Raw genomic sequence first — 16,157 nt, forward strand, 5'->3', positions numbered from 1 at the left:
CCGTTCAGAATTCGCTGCGGACCAGGCCGCGCAGCGTGTGACGGTCGTATCCCGGCGCGAACGCGCCCTCGTACGAGGCCTTGAACGATGTCGCGGTCGTCAGGTCCCACCGGATTTCGGCGCCGGCAAGCGCCACCGTGCGCGCGCGCTCGACGCCGGTGATCGCGAACGGAATGCCGGGTGCGCCTTCCAGCGCCGCCGTCGTGGTCGCCGCGCTGCCGGTAAACTCATGACGAACGGCAATGGTCGCGCCGAACTGTGCCGCGTGGCCATTCGGCATCATCATGCGCTGGCTGCCGCGCAGGCCGGCCGTGCCATAGCCGAGGTCGAAACTGCCGCCTCGCACCAGCTGATTGACCCCCGGCGCACCGGCCTCTGAAAGACTGCCCTGGTGTGTCGCGTACCAATCAGCCTTGGCAAAGGGCTCGGCGACAAGACCCCATCCGGTCTGGAACGGCCGCGAGATGCCCAGCGAAGCGGCAAAGGTGTTTGCGCGCGAGGCGGCAGTTGCCGTCTCGCCGAGGAACGCGATCGTGCGCGAGGAGTCGAGCGCCGCAAAGGAATAGCTGATCGCCGATGCGAGATTGAAGCCGCCGGCCTCGCTGCGTGCGTAGACGCCGGCATGCCCGGCATTGGCCTCGATTCGCTCGCCGCGGCCGGCCATTCGCAGCTGGCCGGTCGATGCGCCGACCGCGAGGCCAGCCGTAAAGCCCGGCATGTGCCAGAGGTCGGCGCCGAGCGCGGCGCCGGCGATGGTTGAATTGGTTCCGAAGGCAATGTCGCTCGCGGCCACCTTGTCCCAATTGCCATAGCCGCCAAACCAGACGCTCTGCATCGGCGCCGCGCGGCGGCGGTTCAGCGCCTTGCCGATCGGGTCCGTGGGCTCCGGCGCGTAGGCGGACGCGGTCATCCGAACGGTCTCGCCGCGCGATTGCGTCCCGGCATTCCACATGAAGCTCTGGAACATGTCGGCTTGATCCGCGACGAAGCGGCGTCCATCGGCGTGGATTTGACCGGCCAGGTCGTCGAGGCCGGCCTTGATGCCCGGCGTATTGAGCGCGGCGAGCGTGTTGATCGCGGTAGCCAGCGATCCCGATGCGCCGCCGAGCTGTGCCTGGTCGAGTGCGCCGGCCACCGCGGCCTGGTTCGGCGTCAGCCCCGACAACGTTCCGAAGCCGCCGATCTGCTGCAGCAGGAAGTAGACGTTGTTGGCGTCGTAGCTGAGCTGCCCTGTGACTAGCGGGCTGCCAGAGCTCGTGAGCGCCGCGAACGTGCCGCTGACGCCGCCCGCCGCCGAGAGGATGGTGTATTGCGTATTGGCGATAAAGCCCGCGCCGAGCGGCACGATCTGCACTGTGCCGCCGTTGAGCGTCGCGGTGCCCGTTGCCGCTATTCTGTCGGACTGGCCGGCGGGGTTGATCTCGACCTGGAAGGTCGAGCCGGCATTGAAGGCGACGTTGCCGTTGACGTTGAGCGTCCCGATCGAATTGCCGGGTGCGACCATGCCGCCATTGTTGACGACGATTCCGCCGACGGTGCCGGTGCCGCCGAGATAGCCGCCATTGATCGTGACGACCGAGGGCAATGTGCCGTTCACGATCAGGCCGCCCGCGTCCACTGTCGTCGCGCCGTTGAAGGCGGTGGTGCCGGTCAGCGTCCAGACGGAGTTGCCGTTCTTCTTCAGTTGCTCGAACTCGTCATATTGCAGGCCGGGGCCGAGATTGCCGAGGTCGAACGTGGCGCTGCCAGTGCTGCCGAAGTTCAGCGTGTCGGTACCGCTCCCGCCGCGAACATTCCCGGTGATCGTCGCCCCCGGAGCGAGGCCGAGCTGATCATCGCCGCCATTCAGCTCGATCGCTCCGCTGCCGCCGCCCGAGATGGTGCCGGCGTTGAAGATGGTGTCGCTGCCGGAAGAGCCCTGGATGGCGATGAAGAAGCCGCCGGAGATCGTGCCGCCATTGACGAGCGAATTGCCGCCGGCGATGAATTGCACGCCGGTATGGCCGCCGCCGATCGATCCGCTGTCATAGACGAGGACGACATTGCCGCTCGACGTCCCGCTGATCCGCAGTCCCGTCGTGTTTCCTCCGGTGCCGACGGCCGTCCCGCGAATGTTGAGGAGGTTGTCGTTCGAATTGTCGATGACGATGGCTGCTTCGGCGTTGCCCGTACCCTCCGCGATCGCACCGGCGGCGACCGTCACATTGTTGTGGGTCGATCCGTTGGAGAGCAGAACCGCTCCGCTGGAGGTCGAGACTGTCGCCTGATTGTTGACGGTGACATGCGAGGCGATGGTGGCGTCGAAAACGATCGCAGGTATGCCGGCGCCGGGCAGCAGCGATGTCGTGGTGCCGTCGCCGACATTGACGGTGACGTTGGTGCCGCCGGTGGCGTTGATGTGATCGGTGTTGCCGAGGCCGGTGCAGGTTGCGACATCACCCGAATTGAGCGCGCCGCTCGTGCCGGTGCCTGCCACGGTGCAGGCGGCGCGCGCCGGGCTGGACGTCAGGACCGGGAAGGCAAGCACGAGGGGCGCCAGCGCGGTGGTGACCAGCAGCTTGCGGCGAAAGATTGCGGCCGTGGCGACGTTTTGCGCACAGACCGGTCTTGCAGTCGGCATCGACATTCCCCTCATTGCAGCCCATTGCTAGCGGGAGCGCCGTCATGCTTCTTGGCGTCACGCGAAATGCCTTATGGCGAAACGCGCAAGACGCCGGTTTGCTTCTGCCCTGTTGCTGGGGCGCCACGGACCAAGGCGTCAGCGGGAGCTGCCATGGTTCCAGTCGCGCTTTTCACATTTTGTTGTTGGTCCAGAACAAGCTCGCGTCTCATTGATTGAAGAGAATTCGAGAGACTTGGGAAGGATCTGGACATGCGAACAGAGCGGATCGCGCTAGGTGTGGCGCTTGCGGTCGGCGGCATCGTGGCGCACAGCGCTGCATCCGCGCAGGAATACCGCGGCACGATGGAACAGCAGATGGCATGTACACCTGATGTGTGGCGCCTGTGCAGCGATCAGATTCCCGATGTGAACCGCATTGTGGCCTGCTTGCAGCAGAACACGCCGCAGCTCTCGAGCGGCTGCCGCGCGGTGTTCCAGTCCAGCAACCAGATGCCGCTGCAGCAACAGGTTCCGCGCGGTCGCGCCGCGCCACCACCACGCTACATTGCTCCGCCGCCTCCACAGCGGCCTTACGACGAGGACGAATAGCGCCGCTCAGGGCCTGTGCTCGCAGACGTCGACCCATTCAGCCGCGGTCAGCTCGGCCATCCGCTCCGGCGTGATGCGCACCGCGCTATGGGTCGAGCCGGCGGCCGGCACCACGACATCGAAGGCCTTCAGCGAGACGTCGCAATAGATCGGCAGCGGCGACTTCAGGCCGAACGGGCAGACGCCGCCGACCTCGTGTCCGGTGATGTCGGCGACTTCCTCCAGACCCAGCATCTTCGGCTTGCCGCCGAACTGCGCCTTCACCTTCTTGTTGTCCATGCGCGAGGTGCCGGCCGCGACGATCAGGATCACGCGCTCGCCGATCCGCAAGCTCAGCGTCTTGGCGATCATTCCGGGCTCGACGCCATAGGCTTCGGCCGCCAGCGCCACGGTCGCGGAGCTGATCGGGGATTCGATGACGGAGATGTCGGGGGCTTTCTCGGCGAAGAAGGCGCGAACGGATTCCAGGCTCATTCCGGGCAGCTCATTCCAATCTTACAGGCGGGCGACGACCCCTAAGCGATTCCCGGCAGCTCGGAGAGGGCGCGGACGCGATGATCCGGCTCAAAGCCGAGCTCGTCCATCTGGGTGCGGATCGCCTTGAACATGGTGAGCGGTGCCACGAGTTCGTTCTCGACGCAAGCCAGCGCCATCGCTTCGGGCGTCACCCGCTCGATCCAGGCAACCTTCAGTCCGAACGATTTTGCCCCGGCGGCGTCCCAGGGATTGGAGGAGACGAACAGAACCTCATCAGGCGCGGTGCCGAGCACCTCGCCGATCAGCTCATAGGCCTGTGGGCTCGGCTTGAAGATCTTTTTCGCGTCGACGCTGATGGTGGCATCGAGCAGGCGGTCGAGCCCGGAATTGCGTACCAGCGCATTGAGCATGTCCGGGCTGCCGTTGGAGAGGATGGCGAGCTTGCGCGGTCTCAGGGCCGCGAGCGTTTCGGCCGCATCCGGATAGAGATCGAGATGCAGATATTTCTCGATGACGCGCTCGAATGCCTCGCTCTCATAGGCGAGTCCGAGCACACGCAGCGTATAGGCGAGCGAGTCGCGCGTGACCGCGTCAAAATCCTGGTAAGCTTGCATCAGCGAGCGCAGCCAGGTGTATTCAAGCTGCTTGATGCGCCAGACCTGCGTGATGATCTCGCCGTAGCCGGGAAACGCATCCTCAGTGACGTCAGCGACCGACTGGATGTCATAGAGCGTGCCATAGGCGTCGAAGACGACGGCTTTGATGGGCATCGGCTGTCCTTCCGGGGTTGTGGTCACAAGAACTCCGATTGGGGCGTGCGTATAATTCGTCAGCTTACCAGAGCAAAGCGGACGTCTGCCACTGCAGGTGTGATCGGCAGCTTGTGACCCAAGACAGACATTGCCGGGTAGTCGCTATAATTTGAACTCTATTCTTCATGCAGACGTGCTTAGCTATTGTAGTTGCAGGGCAAATAAGGCGCTTCGTCCCATGCCGAAATGGCTTGTTGTACTTGTCGCTCTCCTCGCGGCTACGGCCTACGTCCCTCAGGTCCGCCACAGTGTGATCAACTGGCTTAAGACGCACCCTGCGCTCATTGGACCAGCTCTGACCGTCGCCGGAATACTGGCAGTCTTGTATCTGTTCATCGATCCTACCACGGTCCTGTTCTTGGCGGTTGTCGCTGTCGTCTCCGCTCTCGCTGCATTCTTTGACCCAAGAACCTATTCGAGCCGATGAGACCCTCGTATGAACGACAGCTCGCGGCCCTTGAAGCTTCGTACAGGGAGTTGCTTCTGTCGGCACTACAGGGGTGCGCTAAGGGACAGTGGGGACTCTTCGGCTCGTACGAACGAGTTGGTTTGCGCGACCCCGCACGGGAGGAGCTCCTTGAATTAGGCTCCAAAATCGAGCGCCTGCGCCACAAGTGCGGCATTGAACCCTTCCAGCTCCACGAGCGGTTCCTGCAGATCGGCTCTCGCCTTTCAAACACTCCGGGTGAGCCGAAATTGGCTCAGCGGTGGTTGGACGAACTGACGTAAGCAATCACGCGGTTATGGCCCTTACACAAATGCGCACAGTTTTCCTGCTCTGGCATAGCTATCCGCGCGAAGATGCTCTGGATGAGAATGATACCGAAGATAAACTCGTCGGGTTCTATAGCAGCGCGGCCGAAGCAGATGCAGCAAGACTGCGCAAGCTGCGCTTTGAGGGCTTTCGCGACTATCCCGATAATTTCCAAGTCAGCGAGATGGAAATCGACAAGGACGCGTGGAGTGAAGGATTCGTCACCGTAAAAACGTAAAGCGAATATCTCATCGAGCATGGAAGAGCACTCTTTCGTCGTGCCTAAAGAGCGTGAGAGCAATCGCTCCGATACGCGCCCGTTGATTTGGTGGTTCGTCCTCGCCCTTATAGCGCTAGTTGCGTCGCAAGTTATGCGGCTGCATCAACATCAAGCGGCAAGTTGGCTTCTCTGGGACTATGTGGGTCGGATCACTGCTCTCACCATTTTGGCGGCAGTGCCTTCTGCTCGGATCGCTGCATTTCGAACAGGTGGACGTCAAATTTCACTTTTTGAGATTGTCCTTTGGATCGTCGGAATTTGCTTGCTAGATCGCTTTGTCCAGTTGCCGCAATCTTTCCTCAATGCGGCATTCCCTACAACCGTTCTCGGCGCATATCCGCACCCGACCGGATGGCTAAAAGCGTTCGATCTTTTTTTTGGCTTAGCCTTGGTAGCTATCAGCGAAGAAGTCATATTTCGCCGATACATCCGGCTAGCATTCCGGCCTTATCTGGGTGACGGCATCTTTGCCGTTCTCACGACGTCAGTTTTGTTCGGCGCAATTCATTGGTGGGCCGGCCTTGGTAATGTCCTTTCTACGGCTACTGTTGGCCTTTTCCTCATGTTAATGCTGCGGCGGTCGGGTGTGCTATGGCCGGTGGCACTCGCGCATTACCTGCTAGATTTGATCAATTTCGCCTAACGCGCCTTGCAGGTTCGGAAGTCATACGACTGCTCCTAGCCCGAAGGGGTCGACGCGATACCTCCGTCGGATGTCAGCTGCTCGGGGTGTAGCGGACCCGATATGCTCGACCTGAGTTCTTCCGGGCGTGACCCATTGCAGACATCGCCACCTTGCGGTCTTATCGCGTATTTGGAGAGATCATGCCCACCGCTTGGGCCGAACTGACGACTCTCTACGAGAGCATGAGATGAAGACGACTGGACTTTGAAAAGGCGGCAGCATTGGCAACGCTATGGGTCGAACTCACGTGCGAGGGGCAGGCTCGCATAGTGCGCGAATCTACAGTCGCAAAGCCTTACGGTTGGATATTCTTTTATGAAGCGAAACAGTTTCTGGATATCGGTGACGATTCGGCAGCACTTGTCGGAAACGCGCCCATCATTGTGGACAGGGATACGCTAGAACTTCGTATAGTCGGGGCTACGGCGTGGCCGCTAGAGCACCATCTGAACGAGTACGAGAAAACGCTCGCTCTGGCCTCCCTTCAACGTGCGCCGCAACCTCCAACTTGGTAGCCGAGATGACAACTATCGCATCAGTACGGCTGATGTCCGCTCCTGGCCCAAGTCGGACGCAAGTCGAGTTGCGGCAACGCGCTGCTATCAGGGGCGGAGCAGACTTCGGACGACGAGTAGCGCGAGCTAGCCGGTCGGCTGACGTCCTGGCCGCGTCCAGGTCGCCCGCTCTGCGAACACCCGGCTGACCTCCGCCATGTGCTCGGTGCCCCACGTGCAGAGCGGCACCAGCGCTTCGGCGAGGCTCTGGCCCAAAGGCGTGAGACTGTAGTCCACCCGCGGCGGCACCTCCTTGTAGTCGGTCCGCTTCACCAGGCCATCGGCCTCCAGCTCCTTGAGCTGCTGGATCAGCACCTTGTCGCTGACGTCGCGTATGGCGCGCCGGAGCTCGCCGTAACGGGTCGGTCCGTCCTGGGCGACGAAGTACAGGATCAGCGGCTTCCACTTGCCTGAGACCACCCGCAAGGTCGCATCCAGGCCGCAGGTGAAGCCGGGCAGGTTCGGCGTGCAACGTTGGACGTCTGCTTGGGCTTGCGCCGGCGCGGAGATGAGGTCTGAACGATCTGACGACATTTTTGGGTACTTACCAAAAGGTGCATACTTGTCGATAGGTGGGTACGCCGCCAGCTCAGTGCAACCTCAATGAAGGAGCACATCATGAGCAGACTAAAAGGCAAGACGGCGGTGGTGACGGGCGGTGGAACGGGCATCGGGCTCGGAGCCGCGAAACGGTTCGTCGATGAGGGCGCATTCGTCTATCTGTTCGGGCGGCGGCAGGAGCCGCTCGACGCTGCGCTCGCGCAGCTGGGGTCCTCGGCGCGCGCCGTCGGGGGATCGGTCACCGACTTGTCCGACCTGGACCGACTGTATGCGACGGTGAAAGCCGAACGCGGCAATGTCGACGTCCTGTTCGCCAATGCCGGGACCGGCGCGTTTGCGCCGCTCGGCCAGATCACGGTCGAGCATTACGATCAGATCTTCGACGTCAATGTGAAGGGGTTGGTGTTCACCGTGCAGAAAGCCCTGCCGTTGATGCGGAGGGGATCGTCGATCATCCTGACCGGCTCGAGCACGGGCGTGATGGGAACGCCGCAATTCAGCATCTACAGCGCGACCAAGGCCGCGATCCGCAATCTGGCGCGCAGCTGGGCGCTGGACCTGCGCGGCACCGGCATCCGCGTCAACGTTCTGTCGCCGGGGCCGACCAAGACGGAGCTGGCGCTGGAGGTCGTGGGCGAGGAAGCCTTCGATGCACTCGGCAGCGCGACGCCCATCGGGCGCGTCGCTGACCCCAGCGAGACCGGGGCAGTGGCCGCATTCCTGGCGTCCTCGGACAGCAGCTACATGACCGGCGGCGAGGTCTTTGTCGATGGAGGCTTGGCTCAAGTCTGAAGCCTTCGTCTGAGTGCGAGGGCTTTGGTCAATGGAATCGAAGCCCTCATGCGCTGCGATGAGGATACGATTAGAGCGAAATGGCTTTAGGTTGAATTGATCGGTGGGGCTCGTTCACCTCTCCCGCTTGCGGAGAGGCATAGGCGGCCTCTGGCCGCCGTTCTCTAAGACGCCGATGCTTCGCATCGGCTATGGCGCCGGGTGAGGGCTTTGTCCTCTTGGGGATTGTCCCATTGCGGAAGCACCCTCTCCCGACTCGCTCCCGCAAGCCTGCGGGAGAGAGGGCACCTCTGTTGTTGCAGCGATCAAGCACTCGGCGAGCCATACGTGATGCCGCGGTCCGATCAGATGCGTCATGAGAAAGCTCCCCGCATCATCTTCGGTGGCGCCCACGCAGAGCCCGCCGTTGCGTCATACTATTGCGTGGTCCCATCCGCCGTAATGCGCGGCGCTACGGGTGCCGCGTGGCAGGCTCAGCCCGATGAGGAGGACACCGGTTGCAACGTTGGCTATCGTCGCGATTGTCGTGGCGCCGTCGAGGACAAAGGGGGAGATTGCCACCCATGCTCCGAGCGCGACGTTGGCGAACCGCGCGGCACGCGCCACCTCCGCCATCGCCGTAACGGCGACGAGGATGACAAGGCAGCCGGTGATATGGTCGCTGAAATAGAGGATCGGGCTCGTGCCGAAGGCAAGCGGCGTGATCATCAGCAGCATTCCAAGGAAAGAGCTCGCGACCAGCGTCCAGGGAAAATTGACGCCGCCGGTGACGATATCGCGCAGCACCGCCGATAACGGGCGGTCGAGATCGGGCGTCGGCGCCTGCTTCTCGGAGAGCGCCGGGCCACCGCGCCAGAAAGTGCGCCAGAACGGCTGGCCCGCCTGCTTCGCGCCCCAAAGATACTGACAGCTCGCCAGTACCTCATCTATCGAATAGGGGATGAGCACTATCGTGATCGCGGCCTGGATGATGCAGAGCGTACACAGTGCACCGATCAAAGGGGGCTGGATAATGATGAAGCTGACGCTCACGAGCCCGAGCGGGATAACCAGTAGGCCGAACAGAATCACCATCCATGGCATTGTGCGCCAGCGGCGACGGTCGCCGATCGCGCCTGCCAGGGCATCTAGCGCGTAGGCGAAGGCGCCAAACCCGGCATCGGCGACCGGAAAGCCCTTCGAGACCCAGGAGGTCACCACCGCCTCGCTGCCATTGGCGACCGCTGCATCACCTGGGCCGAAGAAAGGATCCCACAAGCCGTCGATATGACCGAGTTGATAGGCGGCGAGATAGCGCGAGACGAACAGGCCGACAAAGGCCAGAGCAATGATGTGGAGGCGCTGGCTGAATGTGGATGGCGAGTAGGTCCAGCCGAGGGGGCGATCATCGTCGGCGGCGAGGGCTTGGCGGCTGATGCCCGGTGTTGGAGGAACCATCACCGCGAGCGTCACGATCAGCATGCCAGCAAGCGTATCGGTGGCGTAGGCTCCAGCGCTCGTGGTCCAGAACACGAGAGGTGCGAACATGACCCATATGCCGACGGCAGCGGTGAGCCACTGCAACCAGCGCCAGCGCCGACGCATGCCGATGAGTGCGAACGCGACGACAAGAATGCCGGACACGATCTCGCTGATGCCGAGCCTGCCGTCACGTGTCTCGGGCGAAGCGATCTCATGTCCCAGCGCCGGTGGAATTGGCGCCGCGGATGGATCGAAGAGACCAAGCGTGACAGGCGAGGCGACGAGCCACAGTCCAATCGCTGCATTGGTCAGCGGCGCCCAGAGCGTGCGCGCCCGATGCCGTTCCGTCTCGGCCTCAACCTCATCTTTCGAAGGCTCCACCGATTGCCGCAGTCTCTCCGCGGCCTGGTCGAGCTCGGGTTCGGAAGCGGCGACCGTCGCAGGATGAAGTTTGTTCGTCTCGTACCAGTCCGTCGGGTCGACCTTAAGCCGCCGGATCATTTCGGGCAGCGTGGCGGTCAGACTGTGTCGGGGTTTCCACCCCAAGAGGCTCCTCGCTCGCGAAGTATCGATCTCATAATGGTCGTCGGCATTCTCGATCATCCACGACTTGATGTCGGTATCCTGATCGAGAACCTTCTCCTGCATCCAAGTGCCGAGCTTCGTCATCTCTTTCGGGAGGGACATCGTCCGCCATCTCTCCCCATGCACAAGCTGGCCAATCCGCCTCTGCATCTCGTCGTAACTCGGCGTTTCCTCTTCGCCAATGAGCAGTGTCGTTTCATCAGCAAGATCATTGCGTCGATCGACCACGCGTACCACGGCCTCGACGAGGTCGTTCTTGTGGAGATAGGGCTGGCCAGTGGTGATGTCGCCGGTGAAGAGATAAGCGGTCGGCAAGCGCTCGAAGATGCGGGCGATCTGCTGCGCGATGAATGCCGCACGGCAATCCTCGTCATAGACACCTGCAAGCCTCAGGATCGCGACCTTGATGTTGCCATGCTCGTTCAGGATCAGGGTCTCGGTCTTCGCCTTTGACTGCGGATAGGCCCAAGCTGGTTCGATCGGCGAATCTTCATCGATCTTTCTTCCCTTTGCCGAGCTAGGAGCATGCACGAGCAGCGTGCTCGAGAAGACGAACTGCTCCGTGTCGAATGCCTGAAGGGCCGCCAGCAGTCGGCGCGTTCCCTGAACGGTGACGGCATCGTATCTCGGGTTGTCCTCGCCGGTCGTGTCGTAATAGGCGGCAAGGTGAATGACCGAGGCGATCCGACGGCCTGTTCGCGCACGAACCTGGTCCAGCGCCTTCGCCACGATTGCATCCGAGGTGAGGTCGATCTCAATCGTCTCGATGCCGGACAACGGCTTCTTAGGGCGGCTGACATCGAGGCCGATGACCTGGTAACGATCCATCAAGCCGCGCGCGATCGCCTGGCCGAGAAAGCCGCTGCTGCCGGTGATCAGGACGGTGGGGCGAGACATGGCATTCGCTGCTCAACGTGTCTTAGCGAACGACCCGGGTACCCGAAAGTTTCCCTCCAACCTGCTTTTGCGTCCTGGATCGCCGGAGTATCACGCGCCCCATCCACCTACTTCGACGCCGCTGGTGAGCAGCCCAAGCTTGAATCGGGTGGAATCACACAACGTCGTGAGGTCGATGTGGACCGCGGCCCGGCCGCCAGCCTGAAAGAACTGTGGGTACGATGTCGGTCGCTCTGACGTACCCAGAGGATCCGGAGCAGGCGGCGCGCGTCGTGTTCGAGGTACTCTACGCGCCGTCCGAATCCGGACCAGAGATGGAAGGGATACGTTAGGCAGGGCCAGCCGAGATGTACCCCGTGGCCAAACCTAGTTGCATGCCGGTTTCATGGAAGCGGATCGTCTAGATCCCCAGCAGCTTGCGCGCGTTCGCCTTCAACACCTTCGGCCGGATTTCGTCGCGGATCTCGATCTTGGCGAAATCGGACAGCCAGCGGTCCGGCGTGATCACCGGCCAGTCCGAGCCGAACAGCATCTTGTCCTGGAGAATCGAGTTGATGTAGCGCACCAGGATCGGCGGGAAATACTTTGGCGACCAGCCCGACAGGTCGATGTAGACGTTCGGCTTGTGGGTCGCGACCGAGAGCGCCTCTTCCTGCCAGGGGAAGGAAGGGTGGGCGAGGATGATCTTGAGGTCGGGGAAATCGGCCGCGACGTCGTCCATGTACATCGGGTTGGAATATTTCAGCCGCATGCCCATGCCGCCGGGCATGCCGGAGCCGACGCCGGTCTGGCCGGTGTGGAACAGCGCGATCGCGCCGCCATTGTTGATCTCCTCATAGAGCGGATAGGCCATGCGGTCGTTGGCGTAGAAGCCCTGCATGGTCGGATGGAATTTGAAGCCGCGTACGCCGTATTCCTCGATCAGCTTGCGCGCCTCGCGGGCCCCGAGCTTGCCCTTGTGCGGGTCGATCGAGACGAAGGGGATGAGCACGTCGAGATGCTCGGAGGCGATCTCCAGCATCTCCTCGTTCTTGTAGCGGCGGAAGCCGGTCTCGCGCTCGGCATCAACAGGGAAGATCACCGCGGCGATGTTCTTGGAGCGGTAATAGGCCGCGGTCTCCGGCACGGTCGGCGGATGCTTGTGCGGCGACTTGAAATACTCCGCCATCTGCGCCTGGAAATCGTCATAGCCGTCGTCGGGATGGGTGCCGCAGGGCTCCTCGGCATGGGTGTGGATGTCGATGGCGACGACTTTGTCGATATCAGGCAGCTTCAGCTTCGGCATGGGTGTCCTCCCGACGGGTTGCCGAATTGATTATAGGATATAACGAATTTGGCAAGGCGCTGGTGGCGGCGAAAGCGCAGGTAGCGACTGTCTTTGCCGGGCCTGACCTCCAATGCGCCGGATCGGGCCGATCCGGCCGCTTCTAGCATGGGGTTGTTTTCGCGGTTTTGCTCGTTGGGAGCCGGGCAGTTAACATTGACATGACCTCCCGCCATGCCTTAAGAACCGCTCCGTCCCGGGCGGTCGGTCCGCCAGCGGGAAAAATCTCATTTTGCCACATTCGCGCGTGCCGAAACGGTAGTGCCGAACACGGCCTTTCGAACGTTCAGGATTCTGCCATGAAGGTCCGTAACTCGCTGAAATCGCTGCGCGGTCGCCATCGCGCCAACCGCCTGGTCCGCCGCAAGGGCCGGGTCTATGTGATCAACAAGGTGCAGCGCCGCTTCAAGGCGCGCCAGGGCTGATCTGAGCGGCTGATCACGCCCTGCCGGGCGCCTTCGCGCGCTCCGCAAGATCACGGTCTCACACGAGTTTGACGCCGCCTTTGCTTTGCAAGGGTGGCTTTGCGCGTTTAGACTTCCACCATGGCAGTGAGATTTCGTTTCGCGCGCACCCTGTGTCTGGCCCTCGTGCTGGGAACCGCCGGCCTTGCGCCGGCCGCCCTGGCCCAGCAGGTCGAGCCGCCCGGCAAGCAGAAGAAGCTGCCGGAGGCGCCGTCGAAGCTGCCGAAGGTCGACCGCAGCAAGAATCTCGATTTCCTGTTCGGCGCGCTGAAGGCGGCGCCCGACGAGGCCAGCGCCAAGCATGTCGAGGCGCGGATCTGGGCGATCTGGCTGCAGACCCCGAGCGACACCGCCGCGCTCCTGATGTCGCGCGCCAAGACCGCCGTCGATGCGAAGAAGATCGACGTCGCGATCAAGCTCCTGGATTCGATCATCAAGCTCAGGCCCGATTACATCGAAGCCTGGAACCGGCGTGCGACGCTCTATTACCTGCAGAACGATTATGGCCGCTCGCTCGCGGACATTCAGCAAGTGCTGATCCGGGAGCCCCGCCATTTCGGCGCGCTCGCCGGCCTCGGCATGATCATGCAGGAGGTCGGGGACGAGAGGCGCGCGCTCGAGGCCTACCGCAAGGCGCTCGCCGTCAATCCGCACCTGGAAAAGATCCCCGACCAGGTCAAGGCGCTGACCGAAAAGGTCGAAGGCCGCGACATCTAGCTATAACTCGATCATATCTTGAGCGATCGCGGCCGCCGCGGATTAACCACGATCCGAGCCGGGACGTTGCAAGGACTATTGCAAGGCCTGTTGCAGGCCTACCTGCATGGCAGGAGCGAAAGCCATGAAGCATTTGATGGTCGCAGCGACGTTGCTGCTCGCGTCGGGGACGGTGAGCTTCGCCGACGGACTGTTCTGGGTGGTCGGCAACCGTGCCACCGGCAAATGCGCCATCGTGACCAGCAATCCAGTCATCATTGGCGACATCTGGTTCGGCGACGGTCCCTACAAGTCCAAGGCCGATGCCAAGCTTGCGCGCTCGACGATTCGCGTCTGTCCCCCGGTCACGCCCGAGGAAGAAAAGCAGGAGGAGGGGGCGAACTAGGCTGCGCTTAATGCAGCACGCTGCTGCCGCGCTCGACCAGGCCGCGGTCGGCGGCTGCGGCGTAGGCCTTTGCCAGCTCGGTCTCGAGATGCTCGTTGATCAGGAGCAGCGCCCGCACCGCACCGCGCAGGTCGCCGTTGCAGCTCGCGACGATTTCGTCGATTGCAGTATCGTTCGATCTGAAGCTCATCGAAATTCTCCGGTTCAAACCAGGACAATCCTGCCGGTCTTTCCCGCATCCCCCTGATGTTGCGGGGAGGATCGGCGCCCACCCGCGCCTAGATGGCGGAACCGACCATGGCGATTATATGGAAGCTGCGATGACGCCCGCATGAAGCTGGTCCGAAGCTTGCGTGCGGCTTAGAATGGCTCTGATTTCATTGAGTTTTCTCGATCAGCAATTATGCACATATCCACAGCCCCAGCATTTTTGGTGGAAGCGCGCACCGCCGGCGGCGAAACTGCCGGCCGAGCAGACCCGTAACTGCCCCGTGCCCAGGATCACCCGGATTCTCTCCATGATCGTGATGTCAGTCGTGACGGCGCTGGTCCTGCTGGCGCTGCTCACGCAGGCCGGAATCGTCGCCGTGCAGCGGGCCTTTCCGCCGCAGGGGCGCATGGTCGAGGTCGAGGGCGCCGCGCTTCACGTCGTCGAGATCGGCCCGCGCGAGGCCGCCCCGCCGATCGTGATGCTGCACGGCGCGAGCTCCAACCTCGAAGCGATGCGGCGGCCGCTCGGCGATCTCCTCGCCCGGGATCATCGCGTGATTCTGATCGACCGCCCCGGCCATGGCTGGAGCACGCGCGCAAGCCGGCAGGATTCGACGCCGCAGATTCAGGCGCGCATGATCGACGAGGCGCTCGGCAAGCTCGGGATCGATCGCGCGGTCTTCGTGGTGCATTCCTGGAGCGGCGCCCTCGGCGCGCGGATCGCGCTCGATCACCCGCGCCGCGTGGCAGGTCTCGTGATGCTCGCGCCCGTCACGCATCCCTGGCGCGGCGGTGTCGGGCGCTACAACGAGATCATCGCAACGCCCGTGATCGGCCCGCTGCTCGCCTACACCATCACGCTGCCGCTCGGCTATTTCATCACCGAAGCCGGGGCCCGCAACGTGTTCCTGCCGCAGATCATGCCGGATGGTTTCGTGCAGGACTCCGCGACACCGCTCCTGCTGCGCCCGCGCGAGTTCATCGCCAATGCCTATGATCTGGTGACGCTGAAGGAGTCGGTCGCCGCGCAAGTCGCGCGCTATGGCGCGATTACGGCGCCTGTTACGATCATCGCCGGCGAGCCCGACAAGACGGTGAGAACCAATATCCACGCGCGTCCGTTCGCCGCGGCTGTGTCGAATGCAAAGCTGATCGTGCTGCCCGATCTCGGCCACATGGTGCAGAACGCCGTGCCGGATCTCGTGAAGGCGGAGATCGAGACGATGATCGGAAACATCGCCCCGGCGCAGGCGGTCGCCGACTAAAGCATTTTTCGAGCGAAGTGGAAACCGGTTCGCGCGAAGAAACGCGTCAGAACAAGAAAGCCAGAGCTTCGATTCTGGTCCGATCAGAACCGAAGCTCTAGCGTCCGCCTCGTGCGCGCTTACTGCTTGATCTTCCCGTCCTTGTCGTATTGGGCAAGGAAGGCCCAGAGATTGTTGATCTCGGTCTCGTTCTTGATGCCGGCGAACGCCATCTTGGTGCCGGGGATCTTGGCCTTAGGATCCTTGATGTATTCCTTGAACGTGGCCTCGTCCCAGGTGATGCCGGAATTCTTGTTGGCGTCCGTGTAGCTATAGCCCTCAACCGCGCCCGACTTGCGGCCGTTGAGGCCGTTGAGCTCCGGGCCAACCTTGTTCTTGGCGCCTTCGCCGATCGCGTGGCAGGCCAGGCACTTGTTGAACGATGTCTTGCCGGCCGCGACATCCTGCGCCATCGCGGCGGGTGCGGTGGCAATGACGGTGAGGATTGTCACCGCGCCGAAAGTCAGTTTTGTCATAAGTGTGCTCTTCGTCTCTTCCCGGGTCAGATGGAGGGTCGTGGTTTTGGCAGGTCCGGTGCAAGTGGACAAGCCGCGAAACTCTGACAGGTTTCCTGCTAGCAGACTTGCCCCAGAGAGAACTTGCGCTGCAACAAAGCAATGCGACCTTCGGAGGACCTACCCAAAGTCCGCAAGACATGATTGATTTGCTGAGATAATTCCATCC

General features: G+C 62.3%; 17 protein-coding genes. 9 read left to right on the forward strand and 8 right to left on the reverse strand.

Annotated elements, in window-relative coordinates; translation table 11 throughout:
• Positions 1-4 precede the first annotated feature (4 nt).
• Positions 5-2,620 (reverse strand): autotransporter outer membrane beta-barrel domain-containing protein, encoded by a 2,616-nt coding sequence (locus GA0061099_RS10405; protein ID WP_157785979.1) that lies wholly within the window; start codon positions 2,618-2,620, stop codon positions 5-7.
• A gap of 252 nt (positions 2,621-2,872) precedes the next feature.
• On the opposite strand from GA0061099_RS10405, the gene GA0061099_RS10410 reads away from it, so the two are divergent.
• Positions 2,873-3,211 (forward strand): hypothetical protein, encoded by a 339-nt coding sequence (locus GA0061099_RS10410; RefSeq protein WP_036021144.1) that lies wholly within the window; start codon positions 2,873-2,875, stop codon positions 3,209-3,211.
• A 6-nt stretch (positions 3,212-3,217) separates the two neighbouring features.
• On the opposite strand, the gene GA0061099_RS10415 is transcribed toward GA0061099_RS10410, so the two are convergent.
• Positions 3,218-3,685, reverse strand: a complete 468-nt coding sequence (locus GA0061099_RS10415; RefSeq protein ID WP_036021146.1) for a YbaK/EbsC family protein — start codon at positions 3,683-3,685, stop codon at positions 3,218-3,220.
• 41 nt (positions 3,686-3,726) lie between these two features.
• Positions 3,727-4,458 carry a haloacid dehalogenase type II gene (locus tag GA0061099_RS10420; protein WP_035997422.1) on the reverse strand — a complete coding sequence of 244 codons (732 nt, stop codon included), beginning with the start codon at positions 4,456-4,458 and terminating at the stop codon, positions 3,727-3,729.
• 800 nt (positions 4,459-5,258) lie between these two features.
• Here GA0061099_RS10420 and GA0061099_RS10435 point away from each other — a divergent pair.
• From GA0061099_RS10435 to GA0061099_RS10445, 3 genes are all read left to right on the forward strand, one after another.
• On the forward strand, positions 5,259-5,492 hold the full coding sequence (locus tag GA0061099_RS10435; protein ID WP_036021151.1) for a hypothetical protein: 234 nt from the start codon (positions 5,259-5,261) through the stop codon (positions 5,490-5,492).
• A gap of 19 nt (positions 5,493-5,511) precedes the next feature.
• Positions 5,512-6,177, forward strand: a complete 666-nt coding sequence (locus tag GA0061099_RS10440; protein WP_036021153.1) for a CPBP family intramembrane glutamic endopeptidase — start codon at positions 5,512-5,514, stop codon at positions 6,175-6,177.
• 263 nt (positions 6,178-6,440) lie between these two features.
• Positions 6,441-6,734: a YrhB domain-containing protein gene (locus tag GA0061099_RS10445; RefSeq protein WP_225149338.1), complete on the forward strand. Its 294-nt coding sequence runs from the start codon at positions 6,441-6,443 to the stop codon at positions 6,732-6,734.
• A 126-nt stretch (positions 6,735-6,860) separates the two neighbouring features.
• On the opposite strand, the gene GA0061099_RS10450 is transcribed toward GA0061099_RS10445, so the two are convergent.
• Positions 6,861-7,232: a winged helix-turn-helix transcriptional regulator gene (locus tag GA0061099_RS10450; protein WP_036021178.1), complete on the reverse strand. Its 372-nt coding sequence runs from the start codon at positions 7,230-7,232 to the stop codon at positions 6,861-6,863.
• Positions 7,233-7,391: 159 nt separating this feature from the next.
• On the opposite strand from GA0061099_RS10450, the gene GA0061099_RS10455 reads away from it, so the two are divergent.
• Entirely contained in the window at positions 7,392-8,126 is a 735-nt protein-coding gene (locus GA0061099_RS10455) for an SDR family NAD(P)-dependent oxidoreductase (protein WP_036021181.1), read from the forward strand.
• 411 nt (positions 8,127-8,537) lie between these two features.
• On the opposite strand, the gene GA0061099_RS10460 is transcribed toward GA0061099_RS10455, so the two are convergent.
• Positions 8,538-11,069: an NAD-dependent epimerase/dehydratase family protein gene (locus tag GA0061099_RS10460; RefSeq protein ID WP_036021156.1), complete on the reverse strand. Its 2,532-nt coding sequence runs from the start codon at positions 11,067-11,069 to the stop codon at positions 8,538-8,540.
• A 400-nt stretch (positions 11,070-11,469) separates the two neighbouring features.
• Entirely contained in the window at positions 11,470-12,354 is an 885-nt protein-coding gene (locus GA0061099_RS10465) for an amidohydrolase family protein (protein ID WP_036021159.1), read from the reverse strand.
• Between the two features lie 338 nt (positions 12,355-12,692).
• Between GA0061099_RS10465 and ykgO the strand changes: the two genes are divergently transcribed.
• From ykgO to GA0061099_RS10480, 3 genes are all read left to right on the forward strand, one after another.
• Positions 12,693-12,818 carry a type B 50S ribosomal protein L36 gene (ykgO, locus tag GA0061099_RS10470; protein WP_006611362.1) on the forward strand — a complete coding sequence of 42 codons (126 nt, stop codon included), beginning with the start codon at positions 12,693-12,695 and terminating at the stop codon, positions 12,816-12,818.
• 120 nt (positions 12,819-12,938) lie between these two features.
• Positions 12,939-13,574, forward strand: a complete 636-nt coding sequence (locus GA0061099_RS10475; protein ID WP_036021162.1) for a tetratricopeptide repeat protein — start codon at positions 12,939-12,941, stop codon at positions 13,572-13,574.
• Between the two features lie 124 nt (positions 13,575-13,698).
• Entirely contained in the window at positions 13,699-13,959 is a 261-nt protein-coding gene (locus tag GA0061099_RS10480; protein WP_036021163.1) for a hypothetical protein, read from the forward strand.
• A 7-nt stretch (positions 13,960-13,966) separates the two neighbouring features.
• Here GA0061099_RS10480 and GA0061099_RS10485 read toward each other — a convergent pair whose 3' ends face one another.
• Positions 13,967-14,149 (reverse strand): hypothetical protein, encoded by a 183-nt coding sequence (locus GA0061099_RS10485; protein ID WP_028180446.1) that lies wholly within the window; start codon positions 14,147-14,149, stop codon positions 13,967-13,969.
• A 328-nt stretch (positions 14,150-14,477) separates the two neighbouring features.
• Here GA0061099_RS10485 and GA0061099_RS10490 point away from each other — a divergent pair, with 328 nt between their 5' ends.
• Entirely contained in the window at positions 14,478-15,434 is a 957-nt protein-coding gene (locus tag GA0061099_RS10490; protein WP_036021165.1) for an alpha/beta fold hydrolase, read from the forward strand.
• 119 nt (positions 15,435-15,553) lie between these two features.
• Here the strand turns inward: GA0061099_RS10490 and cycA are convergent, their stop codons facing one another.
• Positions 15,554-15,949, reverse strand: a complete 396-nt coding sequence (gene cycA / locus GA0061099_RS10495; RefSeq protein ID WP_035997470.1) for a cytochrome c-550 CycA — start codon at positions 15,947-15,949, stop codon at positions 15,554-15,556.
• Positions 15,950-16,157 lie beyond the last annotated feature (208 nt).

This window comes from Bradyrhizobium yuanmingense, assembly GCF_900094575.1.
In the GTDB taxonomy this organism is placed as follows: Bacteria; Pseudomonadota; Alphaproteobacteria; order Rhizobiales; family Xanthobacteraceae; genus Bradyrhizobium; species Bradyrhizobium yuanmingense.